The sequence below is a fragment of the Frankia sp. CeTa3Moorea genome, from assembly GCF_978021225.1.
Map to the genome: position 1 here is coordinate 1 of NZ_CDXDOR010000127.1, position 14,781 is coordinate 14,781.

Genomic DNA, 14,781 nt, shown 5'->3' on the forward strand with positions numbered 1-14,781 from the left:
TCACTCGATCCCGTACATCTTCGCGGTGGCGCTGCAGGACCGGGACTGGCACCATGAGCGCTCCTACGCCCCCGGGCGGGCGGCCCGGCCGGACACCGTCGAGCTGTGGCAGAAGATCACCACGGTCGAGGACCCGGAGTGGACCCGCCGCTACCACGCGACCGACCCGGCCGAGAAGGCGTTCGGCGGCCGGGTCGTCGTCACCCTGGCCGACGGCTCGGTGGTCGCGGACGAGATCGCCGTCGCCGACGCCCATCCGCTGGGCGCCCGGCCGTTCGGGCGGGCCGAGTATGTCGCGAAGTTCCGCCGGCTGGCCGAGGGCGTCGTGCCGACCGAGGAGCAGGACCGCTTCCTGGCCGCGGCGGTGCGGCTACCGGAGCTGTCGCCGGCCGAGCTCGGCGAGCTGACCCTCGTACCCGACTGGCCGCTGCCGACCGAGTCCACCACCGGCCTGTTCTAGGGCGTGGACGGGCCCCGGCCGCGCGGATGCTCCCGTTCGCGCACCCGGGGCCGGTTGATCCCGAATCCTTGAGAAAGGACTGCGATGCTGCACGCCCAGACGACGGCGGCGGCCCGACGGGTGGCGCTACGCGAGGCCCTGGCCAACTCCCAGAGCGCGGGCGGCGGGTTGCTGCGCTTCCCCGGCGCGTTCAACCCGCTCTCGGCCCTGCTCATCCAGAAGCTCGGGTTCGACGGGGTGTACGTCTCCGGCGCGGTCCTGTCCGCGGACCTGGGCCTGCCGGACATCGGGCTGACCACCCTGACCGAGGTCGCCGGCCGGGCCGGCGCCATCGCCCGGGTGACCGACCTGCCCGCGATCGTCGACGCGGACACCGGGTTCGGCGAGCCGATGAACGTCGCCCGCACCATCCAGCTGCTGGAGGACGCCGGCCTCGCCGGCTGCCACCTCGAAGACCAGGTCAACCCGAAACGCTGCGGCCATCTCGACGGCAAGTCGGTCGTGCCCCCCGAGGAGATGACGCGGCGCATCCGGGCCGCCGTCACGGCGCGCCGCGACCCGAACTTCGTCCTCTGCGCCCGCACCGACGCCCGCGCCGTCGAGGGCCTCGACGCGGCCGCCGACCGGGCAAGGGCCTACGTCGACGCGGGCGCGGACATGGTCTTCCCCGAGGCGATGGCGAACCTGGACGAGTTCGCCGCCGTCCGCAAGGCCGTCGACGTACCGCTCCTCGCGAACATGACCGAGTTCGGCAAGAGCGAGCTGTTCACCGCCGCGCAGCTCGCCTCGGTCGGCATGAACCTCGTCATCTACCCGGTGACCCTGCTGCGGCTGGCCATGGGCGCGGTCGAGGACGGCCTGCGCCGGATCAAGGACGAGGGCACCCAGGCCGGGCTGACCGACCGGATGCAGCACCGGGCCCGGCTCTACGAACTGATCGACTACGCCGACTACAACGTCTTCGACGAGGCGATCTTCAACGTCCGGCCCTCCGACTGATCTCCAGCGCACTCTTCCTCGCCGGCCGGGCCGGCGGCCACGACCGTCGAGCCCGACTGCCGTCCCAACTGCAGTGCCCGGTCATCTATCCCGGTCGTCGCGCCCCGGCCGGCGAGGAACCCACCCGAGAGGAACCACAGCCATGGCCGCCGTTGACTCGTCGGTACGCAAGGGCCTGGCCGGCGTCGTCGTCGACACCACGTCGGTCTCGATGGTCAACCCCGAGACGAACTCGCTGACCTACCGCGGATACCCGGTCCAGCAGCTCGCCGCCGAGTGCTCGTTCGAGGAGGTCGCCTACCTGATCTGGCACGGCGAGCTGCCGACCACCGAGCAGCTGCGGGCCTTCACCGACGCCGAACGGGCCCGCCGGCAGCTCGACCGGACCCTGATGGGCCTGCTCGCCCGGCTCCCGGAGACCTGCCACCCGATGGACGTGCTCCGCACCGCCGTCAGCTACCTCGGCGCGCAGGACCCGACCGAGGACGACGGCACGGTCGAGGCGAACCAGGTCAAGGCGCTCGACCTGATGGCGAAGCTGCCCACGATCGTCGCCATCGACCAGCGGCGCCGGCGCGGCCAGGACCCGATCCTGCCCGACCCGACGCTGGGCTTCTCGGAGAACTTCTTCCACATGTGCTTCGGCGAGGTGCCCGAGGCCGAGGTCGTCCGGGCCTTCGACGTCTCGCTGATCCTCTACGCGGAGCACAGCTTCAACGCCTCGACGTTCACCGCGCGGGTGGTCGCCTCGACGCTGTCCGACCTGTACAGCGCCGTGACGGCCGGGATCGGCGCGCTGAAGGGCCCGCTGCACGGCGGCGCCAACGAGGCCGTCATGTACATGATGGACGAGATCGGCGACCCGGCAGGCGCCGAGCAGTGGATGCTCGACGCGCTGGCCAGCAAGCGCAAAGTCATGGGCTTCGGGCACCGGGTCTACAAGTCCGGCGACTCCCGGGTCCCGACGATGCGCGCCGAGCTCGAGCGGCTCGCCAAGACCAGGGGAGCCGACGGCGAGCGCCTGATGGCCGTCTACGAGTCCCTCGAGGCCGTGATGATCCGGGAGAAGAACCTCCACCCGAACCTGGACTTCCCGACCGGCCCGGCCTACCACCTGATGGGCTTTGACATCCCGATGTTCACCCCGATCTTCGTGATGTCGCGGATCACCGGCTGGACCGCGCACATCATCGAGCAGCTCGCCGCCAACGCACTCATCCGGCCTCTGTCGAGCTATGTCGGCCCGCAGGAGCGCAGCGTCCCGCTCGCCGCCCGCCGGCTCGCGGGCTAGTTTTTGGTTCGCTCCGTCTGGACGCGGCGCTCCGGTCTCTTGCTCGCTTCGCTCCCAAGGGACCTCCGCGCCTGCGCGCCAGCTCGGTTGCGTGTAGCTGGAGCGTCACCGGTTCGGGGCCGCCGCGTATCCGTCGAGCCTTTCCTACGACCTGACGGGACTGACCATGCGCAAACTTCTTGTCGCCAACCGGAGTGAGATCGCGGTGCGGGTGTTCCGGGCTGCGCATGAGCAGGGCCTGCGCACGGTCGCGGTCTACACGCCGGAGGACGTCTCCGCGCTGCACCGGACGAAGGCGGGCGAAGCGTACGAGCTGGGGATGCCTGGGCACCCGGTGCGGGGTTATCTGGATATCGACGAGCTGCTGCGGGTGGCGAAGCACGCCGAGGCGGACGCGTTGCACCCGGGGTACGGGTTTCTGTCGGAGTCGGCGGCGCTGGCGGAGGCGTGCGCCGCGGCGGGGGTCACGTTCGTGGGGCCGCCGCCGGGGGTGTTGCGGCTGACCGGGGATAAGGTCGCCACCCGGAACGCGGCGATCGCGGCCGGGCTACCGGTGCTGCGGGCGTCGGCGCCGCTGCTGGACGGGGCCGGGGCGCTGGCGGCTGCGGAGGCGATCGGTTTTCCGCTGTTCGTGAAGGCGTCGGCCGGTGGCGGCGGGCGGGGTCTGCGCCAGGTGACGCGGGCTGCGGACCTGCCGGACGCGGTGGCGTCCGCTGTGCGGGAGGCGTCGGCGGCGTTCGGCGACGGGACGGTGTTCCTGGAACAGGCGGTCCAGGGGCCGCGGCACATTGAAGTGCAGGTGCTCGCCGACGGCGAGGGCGACGTCGTGCACCTGTTCGAGCGGGACTGTTCGGTGCAGCGGCGGCACCAGAAGGTCGTGGAGATCGCGCCGGCGCCGGCGCTGGACCCGGCGGTACGCGATGGGCTGTGCGCGGCGGCGGTGAGCTTCGCCCGCCACGTCGGCTATGTGAACGCGGGCACGGTCGAGTTCCTGGTCGGCGCGGATGGCCGGTTCACGTTCATGGAGATGAACCCTCGTATCCAGGTGGAGCACACGGTGACCGAGGAGGTCACCGGGGTGGACCTGGTGGGCGCGCAGTTGCGGATCGCCGCCGGGGAGACACTGGCCGACCTGAACCTGAGCCGGGAGAGCATCTCCATCCGTGGGGTGGCGATCCAGTGCCGAGTGACGACGGAGGACCCGGCGTCGGACTTCCGGCCGGACACCGGGACGATCTCGTACTACCAGTCGCCGGGCGGGCCGGGGGTGCGCCTGGACGGGGCGACCTACGCCGGTGCCGAGGTCAGCCCGTACTTCGACTCGCTGCTGGTGAAGCTGACGTGCCGGGGCGCGACCCTGGAGAAGGCGTCCCGGCGGGCCCGCCGGGCGCTGCGGGAGTTCCGGGTCCGCGGCGTGCGGACGAACATCGAGTTCCTGGCCCGGCTCGCCCATGTCACCGTCAACGGCCACCGGCGCCCGGCCGGGGTGGCGTTCACCGACCCGCGCCGGATGCTGCCGCCGCTGGACGCCGCCGGCGCGCCGGTGGCCGGCTCCCGCCAGCTGCTCGCCGAGGCCGGCCCGGCCGGATGGGCGGCCCGGCTGCGTGCCCAGACCGCGCTGGCGGTCACGGACACGACGCTGCGCGACGCCCACCAGTCGCTGCTGGCGACCCGGCTGCGCAGCTTCGACATCCTGGCCGCCGCGCCCGCGTTCGCCCGGCTCACGCCGAACCTGCTCAGCCTCGAGTGCTGGGGCGGCGCGACCTACGACGTGGCCCTGCGGTTCCTGGCCGAGGACCCGTGGGAGCGGCTCGCCGCGCCGCGGGAAGCGGCGCCGAACCTGTGCCTGCAGATGCCGCTGCGTGGCCGCAACGCGGTCGGCTACACGCCCTACCCGGACGACGTGGTGCGCGCGTTCGTCGTCGCGGCGGCGAGCACCGGGATCGACCTGTTCCGGATCTTCGACGCCCTCAACGACATCGAGCAGATGCGCCCCGCCCTCCAGGCGGTCACGGGCGAGACGGACGCGATCGCGGAGGGCACGCTCTGCTACACGGGCGACCTCACCGACCCCGCCGAGCGGATCTACACCCTCGACTACTACCCGCGCCTCGCGGAGCGGCTCGTCGAGGCCGGCTCACACGTGCTGGCGATCAAGGACATGGCCGGGCTGCTGCGCCCGCCGGCGGCGACGCGGCTGGTCACGGCACTGCGGGAGCGCTTCGACACCCCGGTGCACCTGCACACCCACGACACGGCCGGCGGCCAGCTCGCGACCCTGCTCGCCGCCGCGAACGCAGGCGTCGACGCGGTGGACGCCGCCGCGGCCCCCATGTCCGGCGGCACGAGCCAGCCGAACATGTCCGCGCTCGTCGCCGCGACCGACCACACCGACCGCGCAACCGGCATCCCGCTCGCGGCGCTGTCCGCGCTGGAGGCCTACTGGGAGGCGGTCCGCGACCTGTACGCCCCGTTCGAGGCGGGCCTGCGGGCGCCGACCGGCGCCGTCTACCGGCACGAGATTCCGGGCGGCCAGCTGACGAACCTGCGCCAGCAGGCCATCGCGCTCGGGCTCGGCGACCGCTGGTCCGAGGTCACCGAGTGCTACGCGATCGCCAACGAGCTGCTCGGCAAGCCAATCAAGGTGACGCCGACCAGCAAGGTCGTCGGCGACCTCGCGCTGTTCATCGCCTCCGGGAACATCGACCCCGCCACGCTACGGACCGAGCCGGAGAAGTACGACCTGCCGGCCAGTGTGCTCGGCTACCTCGCCGGCGACGCCCGGCGCGCCACCCTGTCGCGGCTGCTGTTCCCCGGCCCGTGGCGCGACTACGAGAAGGCCGTCGAGCAGTACGGCGACAGCTCGGTCATTCCCACGGAGGCCTTCCTCTACGGCCTGCTGCCCGGCGAGCCGGTCAGCGTCTTCCTCGAACCCGGCGCCGAGATCATCGTCGAGCTCGAAACCATCAGCGATCCCGACCGCGCCGGTATCCGCACCCTCTACCTGCGGGTCAACGGCCAGCCCCGCCCCGTCCGGGTCCGCGACGAGTCCATCAGCTCGGCGTCCGCCACCGCCCGCCGCGCCGACCCCACCAACTCCGGCCATATCGGCGCGAGCCTCCCCGGCATCGTCACCTTCGCGGTCAAGGTCGGCGACACCATCGAGAAGGGCGCCAAGCTGGCCGTCGTCGAGGCCATGAAGATGGAAGCCGCCGTCACCAGCCCCACCGCCGGAACCATCACCGAACTCGCCCGCAGTACCGGCGACTCCGTCGAAGTCGGCGAGCTCCTGCTCGTCATCCAGCCCTGATCTGGCAGCCGGCTCGCCGTCTCGCGCCGGGTCTCCGGCGTTGGCCGGCGACCCGGCTCGACTGGTCCCGCCTCGTCGTGACAGCCGTCGCGCTCAGCCCGCCGGCTGGGGAGCTGAGCCGACGAGGTTGCGGTAGACCTCCCGGGTCGCCGAGGAGCGGTTGAGGGTGATGAAGTGCAGGCCGGGCGCACGGCCGCCGGGTCGTCGGCGACCGCCTCCAGGCGGCGGGCCAGCGCTGGCGGGAAAGCGGCGCCGGACAGCTGGGCCATCCGGGTGATCTGCGCGACGTTCGTCACCGGCATCACCCCGGGCACGATCGGCGCGTCGCAGCCCAGCCGGCCGACCCGCTCGACCAGCCGGAGGTAGGCGTCGGCGTCGAAGAAGAACTGGGTGATGGCGTAGCTGGCCCCGGCGCGGAACTTGCCGGCCAGGGCGCGGGCGTCGCTGTCGAGGTCGGCGGCGCGTGGGTGCTTGTCCGGGAACGCCGCGACGCCGACGCAGAAGTTCCCGAGCCCGCGGACGAAGGTGACCAGCTCGTCCGCGTGCTCGAAGCCGTTGGGATGGCGTACCCACTCGCCGAGCGGGTCGCCCGGCGGGTCGCCGCGCAGCGCCAGGATGTTGCGGACGCCGGTACCGGCGACCGTGCCGACGATCCGGCGCAGCTCCGCCCGGGCGTGGTTGACCGCGGTGAGATGCACGATCGGCGTCAGTGACGTCTCGGTGGCGATCCGTTCGCAGATGCGCATCGTGCCCTCGCGGGTCGACCCGCCGGCGCCGTAGGTGACGGACACGAACGATGGCCGCAGCGCCTCGATCTCGCGTAGCGCGGTCCACAGCGCCCGCTCACCGTCGGGCGTCTTCGGCGGGAAGAACTCGAACGAGTAGGAGGTCGTTCCGGTCGACAGGAACTCGCTCATCGTCGCGGGGCGGGCCGCAAGGGGGGACCTCCGCTGCCTGGGCACGGTCGTCACCTCGGCGCGCAGCTCAGTGTCTGTCATGGTCGGCACCTGTTCTCACCGTCGTGGACGGGCGGTGGACGGGCGCGGCCTTGACCGGTCGACGCTGGGCGCGGCCGTACACGGGCCGGCCAGGGGTGGCCGGCCGGCAGGCGGGCATGCTCACGCTGATCGTCCTCCAGCACCTCGTGGAAGCGTCACTCGGTGCCGTGGCCGGTCTCCTGGCTGACGGGTACAGCGTCTCCGGACCGGCCTTCCCAGGCCGACAAGCAGCCCAGTGACCTCCGCGCGGACGCGGATACGGCCGGAGACTCCCGAACACAGTGGCGAGGGCCGCGCCGGCGTCACACCGGCTTCCCGAACACCACGGCCGGTTCAGGCTACGCGCGGCCCACATCGCCGACAAGGCCGCCTCACCGGTCCCGTCACGCCGGCGTCGAATGGCCGGGAGGCCCGGGCGCGGAACCCGAGCCTCCCGAAAACCGTCGGGACCGGTCAGAAGTCCTCGTCGAAGGAGACCGAACCCTCCACGGCGACCTGGTAGGACGACACCCGGCGTTCGAAGAAGTTCGACAGCTCCTGCACGTCCTGCAGGTCGAGGAACGAGAACGGGTTGGCCGACCCGAACATGGGCGCGAACCCGAGCTGACCGAGCCGGCGGTCGGCGACGTACTCCAGGTAGGTGCGCATGTCAGCGACGGTCATCCCGGCGACCCCACCGGTCAGGAGGTCCTCGGCGAACACGGTTTCAGCGTCGACCGCCTCGGCGAGCATGTCCCGCACCGCGGCCTCGAAGTCGGCGTCGACGAGGTCGGGTTCCTCGGCGCGGACGGTGCGGATCACGTCGAGGGCGAACCCCATGTGCATGGACTCGTCGCGGAACACCCAGTTGGTGCCGGAGGCGAGCCCGTGCAGCAGGCCGCGGGAGCGCAGGAAGTAGACGTAGGCGAAGGCGCCGTAGAAGAACAGCCCTTCGATGCAGGTGGCGAAGCAGATCAGGTTGAGCAGGAAGGCCCGCCGGTCGGCGCGGGTGCGCAGCCGGTCGAGGCGGCCGAGGGAGTCGATCCAGCGGAAGCAGAACGCTGCCTTGGCGCGGATCGACGGGATGTTCTCGATGGCGGCGAACGCGCGGGCCCGCTCGTCCGGATCGGGCAGGTAGGTGTCGAGCAGGGTCAGGTAGAACTGGACGTGCACGGCCTCCTCGAACAGTTGGCGGGACAGGTAGAGCCGCGCCTCCGGGGCGTTCAGGTGCCGGTAGAGGTTGAGCACGAGGTTGTTGGCGACGATCGTGTCGCCGGTCGCGAAGAACGCGACGAGGCGGTTGACCAGATGCCGCTCGGCCGACCTGAGACGGTGCAGGTCGGCGAGGTCGGTGTGCAGGTCAACCTCCTCCACGGTCCAGGTGTTGCGGATCGCCGCCCGGTAGCGGTCGTAGAACTCCGGGTAGCGCATGGGCCGCAGGGTGAGGCTCATGCCCGGGTCGAGCAGCAGCGACCGGTGTCGCGGCCCGTCCACCGCTGAGCCGGACTGCGCGGGAACCTGCTGGGGCGGGACAGTCGTCGTCACTGGCACGCCTCGCAGGTCTCGGGGTTCTCCAGAGAGCAGGCCAGCGCCTCGGCATCGGTCGTCGGCGCGGGTTGCGCCGGTCCCGAGGGTGGGCGCGCGGTCGACCCCGAGTCGGTGGGCGCGGACGCGTGCCGGCCCGCGCCGGCCGGCACGGTGGCCTGCTGGATGCGGGTCGCGGGCCGCGACCGCAGGTAGTAGGTCGTCTTCAGCCCGCTTGACCAGGCGTAGGCGTACATCGAGGACAGCCGGCCGATGCTCGGGTCGGCCATGAACAAGTTCAGCGACTGGCTCTGGTCGACAAACGGCATCCGGGCCGCCGCCAGGTCGATCAGCGCACGCTGCGGCAGCTCCCACGCGGTGCGAAACAGCGCGCGGACCTCGGCTGGCAGGTCGTCGATCGTCTGGACGGACCCATCGGCGGCCTTGATCCGCTCCCGTACCTGCGCCGTCCACAGGCCGCGGGACTTGAGCTCGTCGACGAGATAGCCGTTGACCTGGAGGAACTCGCCGGACAGCGTCTCGCGCTTGAACACGTTGGACACCTGCGGCTCGATGCACTCGTAGCAGCCGACGATCGACGCGATCGTCGCGGTCGGCGCGATCGCGACCAGCAGGCAGTTACGCAGGCCGTGCGCGGCGACCGCCGCCCGCAGCGCCGCCCACCGCTCCACCTGCGCCGGCGTCACGTCGAAGTGGTCCGGATGCAGCACCCCGCGGGCGGCCCGGGTCTGCGCGAACGCGGGGTGCGGGCCGTGCGCGCGGGCGAGCTCAGTGGACCGCTCCAGCGCGGTGAGCGCGATCTCCTCGGCAAGTCGGGTCGACAGCTCACAGGCGGCCGGGGAGTCGAACGGCAGCCGCAGCGCAAAGAACACATCCTGAAGGCCCATCACGCCGAGGCCGACCGGCCGCCACCGGGGGTTGCTCGCCGCGGCCTCGGGTGTCGGGTAGTAGTTGATGTCGATCACCCGGTCGAGGAAGGTCACCGCCGTGCGCACGGTCGCGCGCAGCGCCGCCCAATCAACCCGCGCCGCTGGATCCCCGTCGCCGTCCGCGTCGGCGGCCGGGTCTGCGGGCAGGAGGTGGCGGGCGAGGTTGACCGAGCCGAGGTTGCACACCGCGATCTCGTCATCGCTGGAGACTTCGAGGATCTCGGTGCACAGGTTCGACAGGTGGATGACGTTGCCCAGCTCGGCGGTCTGGTTGCCGGTCCGGTTCGCGGCGTCCTTGAACGTCATCCAGCCGTTGCCGGTCTGCGCCAGCGTCCGCATCATCCGCGCGTACAGATCACGGGCGGGCAGCTGGCGGACATAGCGGCCGGCGGCCTCGGCGGCCCGGTAGGCCAGGTCGAACTCCTCACCCCACAGGTCGGGCAGCTCCGGCACCGCGTCCGGATCCATCAGCGACCACACCCCGTCGGCCTGCACCCGGCGCATGAACTCGTCCGGGATCCAGTGCGCCAGATTCAGGTTGTGGGTGCGCCGGGCGTCCTCACCGGTGTTGTCCCGCAGCTCGAGGAACTCCTCGATGTCGGGATGCCACGTCTCCAGGTACACACAGGCCGCGCCCTTGCGCCGCCCACCCTGGTTGACCGCCGCGACCGAGGCGTCGAGGGTCCGCAGGAAAGGCACGATGCCGTTCGACCGGCCGTTCGTGCCGCGGATCAGCGCGCCCCGCGAGCGCACCCGGGAGAAACCGATGCCGATGCCGCCGGCGAACTTCGACAGCCGGGCGACCTGGCCGTACCGCTCGTAGATCGACTCCAGCTCGTCGCGCGGCGAGTCGACCAGGTAGCAGCTCGACATCTGCGAGTGCGCCGTCCCGGAGTTGAACAACGTTGGCGAACTCGGCAGGTAGGCCAGCGACGCCATCAGCCGGTACAGCTCCGCCGCCTCGGCGACGTCGTGCGCCAGCCCGCAGGCGACCCGCAGCAGCCAGTGCTGCGGCGTCTCCACCACCAGCCGGGTGCGCGGATGGCGCAGCAGGTAGCGGTCGTGCACCGTCCGCATCCCGAAGAACTCGAACCCGAGGTCGCCAGCCGGGTCGACGAGCGCGTCGAGCTCGCCAGCGTGCCGGGCGACGAACTCGGCCGTGCCCGCCCCGATCAGACCCAGCTCGTGGCCCCGCGCGATGCCCGAGCTGAACGAGCCGATCCCCTGACCGGCGACCTCGTCGGCGATCAGCGCGACCAGCAGCCGGGCGGCCAGCCGGGAGTACTGCGGCTCCTCACCGATCAGATCGGCGGCGGTCTGCACCGACAACCGGTCGAGCTCCTCGGTCGTCGCGCCGTCGTAGAGCCCGCCAATCGTCCGGGTCGCGACCCGCAACGGATCCACCTGATCCAGGTCGTCCGCCCACCGCGCGACCGCGGCGACGATCCTCGTCACGTCCACGGGCTCCAACGCGCCGTCACGATGACGGACGCGCATCGTGCGGCCACCAGACCCGGACATACCGGCGGCCCGCGGGACAACGGGGGAAGGTTCGGTGACGGTCAACGGCACTCCTCGCACAGGTCGTCGGACGGCTGGCACCGACGGCGAGCAAGGAGGAGGTAGGCGCGCCGGCCCGAATGGCGACGGACCCGGGCATCGACGACCGACGGCGACGGCGCGTGGCTCGGTGGCCGAACGATCACCACCCGCCACGCCGAGGCCCTCTGGCGACCGGCGAGCTGCCCGTGCCCGGTCCAAGCCCGGCACGGCGATCCCGGCCCTCCCTCGGGGCCGTCGGACCGCCACGCGCATGTCGCGCGCGGCACGCTGGCAGGTCTTCGGACTCGCGGGCACCCACCGGCGCGTCGTGACGCCGGTGAACCTACTGACCGTCGCTTCCCAGGCGCCATAGCGCCCAGTGCTCCTGACGGCGGTCGTTCCCACTCACCGCTGCGGGGCAGCCCCGGACTCCCACCGGGTTCCCTCTTACGACGACCGGCCCAGGGCAGGGCGGCCGAACCAGTGCGCGGCACACGCTACATATAAGAATCACACGACTGCAAATAACCCACATGTTGTGTCGCGCCCGACACCTCGCCGTCCGGGGTATCTCCGAGCGGAACTTGCCGAGCGTCCTGTACCGCCACCGTGAACCAGAACCTCAGCCGCCACAGCACGGCCCGGACCTCATCGCCTTCGGGCTTGGGCAGGACCTCGCCCCGTTCGAGACCCACGGCCCACGCCGCGCCAGGACAGGCCCCATGGCTGCTCGTCCTCGGTGCTGGCGAACCGCAGGCCGCACATGTTCGAACCGGGCTCACCGGCCCACGCCACAAACGACACGAGCCGCACAAGTCGCTGGCGATCATCCATGCCACCTGACTGAGGACAGTCATGATCGCGGGCCACGGCGCCCACCCCGTGCCGGACCGGAGCCGGTAGACTGATCGCCGCGGCGGCTGCCAATATTGCCAGTCACCGAACTCGGGCTTCCCATGTCCGGCGCGTCCTCCCCTGGCCGCTCCGGGCCGAAGCCACAGCACGCGCCTATGGGCCATCGGGCTGCGGCAACCCCGGGGATCGAGCAGGGTTGTTTCACGCTGCGTCCGTTCAGCGTCTCGTCAGCCAGGGGAGCGGGGCGTGTGAACTGGAGCAGACGTGACCGCCAACCCAGCCCTCACCCGGGCACTCGTCGTCGCCCTCGGCACGACGATCTCCATCATCGTCGGCCTGGTCGCCGGCATCCTCGCCCGCGCCGACGGGGCCAGCCTGCCCAGCGCGGTCCAACGCGGCGGCGGTCTCGCCGCAGCACCCGGCGGGCGGAGACCCGCCTCAACCGACCCGCCGGTCGCGGCAGCCATGCCCGTTCAAGCCGAGGGGTCCTGCCACCGGGCGCGGTACCCGGGTAGCAGGACCCCTCGGGGCCATGCGGGGCTGCGGTTAGGCCGCGAGCTGCTGGTGATCAGGCCCCGCGGGTGGCATCGGCTGGGGTGGGTGGAGTCGTCTCGGACGGCCGAGGTCACTGTCGGCTGGGGAGCTGTCGGTCAAGGGCTTGGCGGAGTTAGGCCAGAGGCTGACCAGCTGGCCCAGGCTGAGGCGACCGGTACCGGCCCGGGTCAGGGGCAGCCAGCGGGTCAGGGTGGCGTCGAGGTGCTGGTCGGGTTCGGCGAGGTCCGCGGCCGTCGTCGCGACCGGCACCCGTACTGGGTCGTCCAGGTTGCGCAGCGCCTCCGCGAGGACCTCGCGGAGGCGGGCTTCGCGGCGCAGGGTCGTCGTCCAGATCAGGACCGGCGTGTGGCTACGGGTCGCCTTCGCGAGCCGATCGTAGGCGTCGATCTTGTAGGTGAGGCGCCGGAGCGCTTCGGTACCGAAGTCCAGCTCGAGGAACCACTCGACCTGGGCGCGGCCCTGCGCCCACCGGCCATAGGCGTCGGGCCGCACGATGTCCCCGAACGAGCGGGCGCAGCGTTCCTCCGACCACCAGGCCACCAGCCGGCCCGCGGCCTCGGGCTGGCGGGCGTGGTGAACCAGCCGGGTGGACATCCCGTTGACCGCCACCCGATGCGCCAGGTGCAACGAATGGGCGATCCCCATAGCCCGGTCATGCTGGTAGCCGATCTTCTTCGGGTCCAGACCGTCCTCGTGCGCCAGAACGGCGGCGCCGGCGACGTCGAGGACGTAGTGCATGGGCGACAGGCCACTGACCGCCAACGGCTGAAAGCGGTCGCTGTTCAGCTCGGTTGGGCGGGTGTCTTCCGGATCTTGTGTGGTGATCGTTCGTGTGATCGCCTGGCGGTGGGTGGTGATCCGCTGGCGTCGCGGGTGTGGAGTCTGGTGGCCGGCCGACGTACGAGGAGCTCGTGCGCCTGCTCGCGGACCGGGACGCCACGATCGCGGCCCAGGGCAGGCAGATCGCGGGGATGGCTGAGCAGCTCGCGGCGGCCACCGAACTGATCGAGCAGCTGGCCGGGCGGGTTGCCGAGCTGGAGTGTCAGGCGGGCAGGGACAGTTCGAACTCGTCGCGGCCCCCGTCGTCGGACGACCCGTACACGAAGGCGCCGGCGCGGACGTCGTCGGGCCGGCCGAGGGGCAAGCAGCGCGGTGCGCCCGGCCAGACCCGGATGATGGTCGACGACCCGGACGAGACGTTCACGATCGACCCGCCGTCCTGCGGGGGCTGTGGCGGCTCGCTGGCCGGGGCGCCGGTGTTCGCCACGAGGCGCCACCAGGTGTTCGACACCCCGCCGGCCCCGCCCCGGCCGCCCGTGACCGAGTACCGGGTCGTGGCGCGGACCTGCCCGTGCTGCGCGGCGACGACCCCCGGGCAGCCGCCGGTGCCACTGACCGGCCGACTCGTCTGGGGCCCGCGGCTGCTCGGGCGGGCGGCGTGGCTGGTGTGCGCGCACCACCTGCCGGTCCGCCGGGCCGGCGCGGTCCTGGCTACCCTGCTCGGCGCCGCCGTCTCCGTCGGCTGGGTCGCCTCGGTGCGGGGCCGGGCCGCCCGCCTGCTCGAGACCACGTTCCTGCCGCACGTGCGGGCGCTGATCGCCGCCGCGCCGGTCGCGCACGCCGACGAGACGACCGCCCGCGCCGCGGGTGGGCTGCGCTACGTGCACGTCGCCTGCACCGAGTACCTCACCGTGATGCACACCGGGGACCGCACCGCCGCGACGATCGACGCCGGCGGCGTCTGGCCCGCCTTCACCGGTGTCCTGATGCGCGACGGCTACGCCGGCTACACCCACCTGACCGGCGCGCTGCACGCCTGGTGCGGTGCCCACACCCTGCGTGACCTGCGCGCCATCCACGACGGCGACCCCGACGGCCGCCGACGCGATGGCCACCACCCTGCTCGACGCCCACCAGGCCGCCCGCGCCGCCCACCAGGCCGGCCAGGCGGCCCTCGACCCCGAGACCGTCGCCCGGATCCGCAACCACTACCTCGGCCTCGCCCGCGGCGAGGCCGACAACGCCGGCCGGCGCAGCCCCCTGGCCCGCGCCGCCCGCACCCTGATCGGACGGATGCGCCGCCACGAGGACATGATCCTGCGCTTCGTCGTCGACCTCGCCGTGCCGTTCACGAACAACCTGGCCGAGGAGGCCGCCAGGCCCGTCAAGGTCCAGCAGAACACCTCCGGCGGCGCCTGGCGCACCCTGACCGGCCTCGCCGACTTCGCCGTCGTCCACTCCTACCTGCCGACCGCCACCACCTGGGGCCGCAGCACCCTCGACGTCCTCGTCGACCTGTTCACCACCGGCCCCCGGCT

At 72.1% G+C, this 14,781-nt stretch carries 6 protein-coding genes, 3 pseudogenes and 2 riboswitches; of the genes and pseudogenes, 5 read left to right on the forward strand and 4 right to left on the reverse strand.

The window, feature by feature from the left end; all coding sequences use genetic code 11:
- From AC08OV_RS18810 to AC08OV_RS18825, 4 genes and pseudogenes are all read left to right on the forward strand, one after another.
- Positions 1 to 460: pseudogene (locus tag AC08OV_RS18810) on the forward strand (MmgE/PrpD family protein); the annotation flags it as partial.
- An 84-nt stretch (positions 461 to 544) separates the two neighbouring features.
- Positions 545 to 1,459 (forward strand): methylisocitrate lyase, encoded by a 915-nt coding sequence (gene prpB / locus AC08OV_RS18815; protein ID WP_476620043.1) that lies wholly within the window; start codon positions 545 to 547, stop codon positions 1,457 to 1,459.
- A gap of 142 nt (positions 1,460 to 1,601) precedes the next feature.
- Positions 1,602 to 2,750, forward strand: coding sequence for a bifunctional 2-methylcitrate synthase/citrate synthase (locus AC08OV_RS18820; RefSeq protein WP_476614019.1), 1,149 nt, complete (start codon positions 1,602 to 1,604; stop codon positions 2,748 to 2,750).
- 166 nt (positions 2,751 to 2,916) lie between these two features.
- The gene (locus AC08OV_RS18825) at positions 2,917 to 6,060 is read left to right on the forward strand and encodes an ATP-binding protein (protein WP_476620044.1); all 3,144 of its coding nucleotides are present in this window, start codon (positions 2,917 to 2,919) and stop codon (positions 6,058 to 6,060) included.
- A 93-nt stretch (positions 6,061 to 6,153) separates the two neighbouring features.
- On the opposite strand, the pseudogene AC08OV_RS18830 reads toward AC08OV_RS18825, so the two are convergent.
- The 4 genes and pseudogenes from AC08OV_RS18830 to AC08OV_RS18845 all read right to left on the reverse strand — a co-directional run bounded on the left by AC08OV_RS18830 (position 6,154) and on the right by AC08OV_RS18845 (position 13,225).
- Positions 6,154 to 6,977 (reverse strand): annotated as a pseudogene (locus AC08OV_RS18830) (methylenetetrahydrofolate reductase).
- 233 nt (positions 6,978 to 7,210) lie between these two features.
- A riboswitch (cobalamin riboswitch) is annotated at positions 7,211 to 7,400 on the reverse strand.
- 111 nt (positions 7,401 to 7,511) lie between these two features.
- On the reverse strand, positions 7,512 to 8,582 hold the full coding sequence (locus AC08OV_RS18835; protein WP_476614016.1) for a ribonucleotide-diphosphate reductase subunit beta: 1,071 nt from the start codon (positions 8,580 to 8,582) through the stop codon (positions 7,512 to 7,514).
- Positions 8,579 to 11,077 (reverse strand): ribonucleoside-diphosphate reductase subunit alpha, encoded by a 2,499-nt coding sequence (locus AC08OV_RS18840; protein ID WP_476620045.1) that lies wholly within the window; start codon positions 11,075 to 11,077, stop codon positions 8,579 to 8,581. The genes AC08OV_RS18835 and AC08OV_RS18840 overlap by 4 nt, the downstream gene beginning before the upstream one ends.
- 249 nt (positions 11,078 to 11,326) lie before the next feature.
- Positions 11,327 to 11,553, reverse strand: a riboswitch (cobalamin riboswitch).
- A gap of 901 nt (positions 11,554 to 12,454) precedes the next feature.
- Positions 12,455 to 13,225 carry a replication-relaxation family protein gene (locus AC08OV_RS18845; RefSeq protein WP_476614014.1) on the reverse strand — a complete coding sequence of 257 codons (771 nt, stop codon included), beginning with the start codon at positions 13,223 to 13,225 and terminating at the stop codon, positions 12,455 to 12,457.
- Between the two features lie 149 nt (positions 13,226 to 13,374).
- Between AC08OV_RS18845 and tnpC the strand changes: the two are divergent.
- Positions 13,375 to 14,781: pseudogene (gene tnpC / locus AC08OV_RS18850) on the forward strand (IS66 family transposase); the annotation flags it as partial.

What these genes read in the sequence shown, in the direction of transcription:
- prpB (WP_476620043.1), top strand. Translation starts at nt 545, where the DNA reads ATGCTGCACGCCCAGACGACGGCGGCGGCCCGACGGGTGGCGCTACGC.
- AC08OV_RS18825 (WP_476620044.1), top strand. Translation starts at nt 2,917, where the DNA reads ATGCGCAAACTTCTTGTCGCCAACCGGAGTGAGATCGCGGTGCGGGTG.
- AC08OV_RS18820 (WP_476614019.1), top strand. Translation starts at nt 1,602, where the DNA reads ATGGCCGCCGTTGACTCGTCGGTACGCAAGGGCCTGGCCGGCGTCGTC.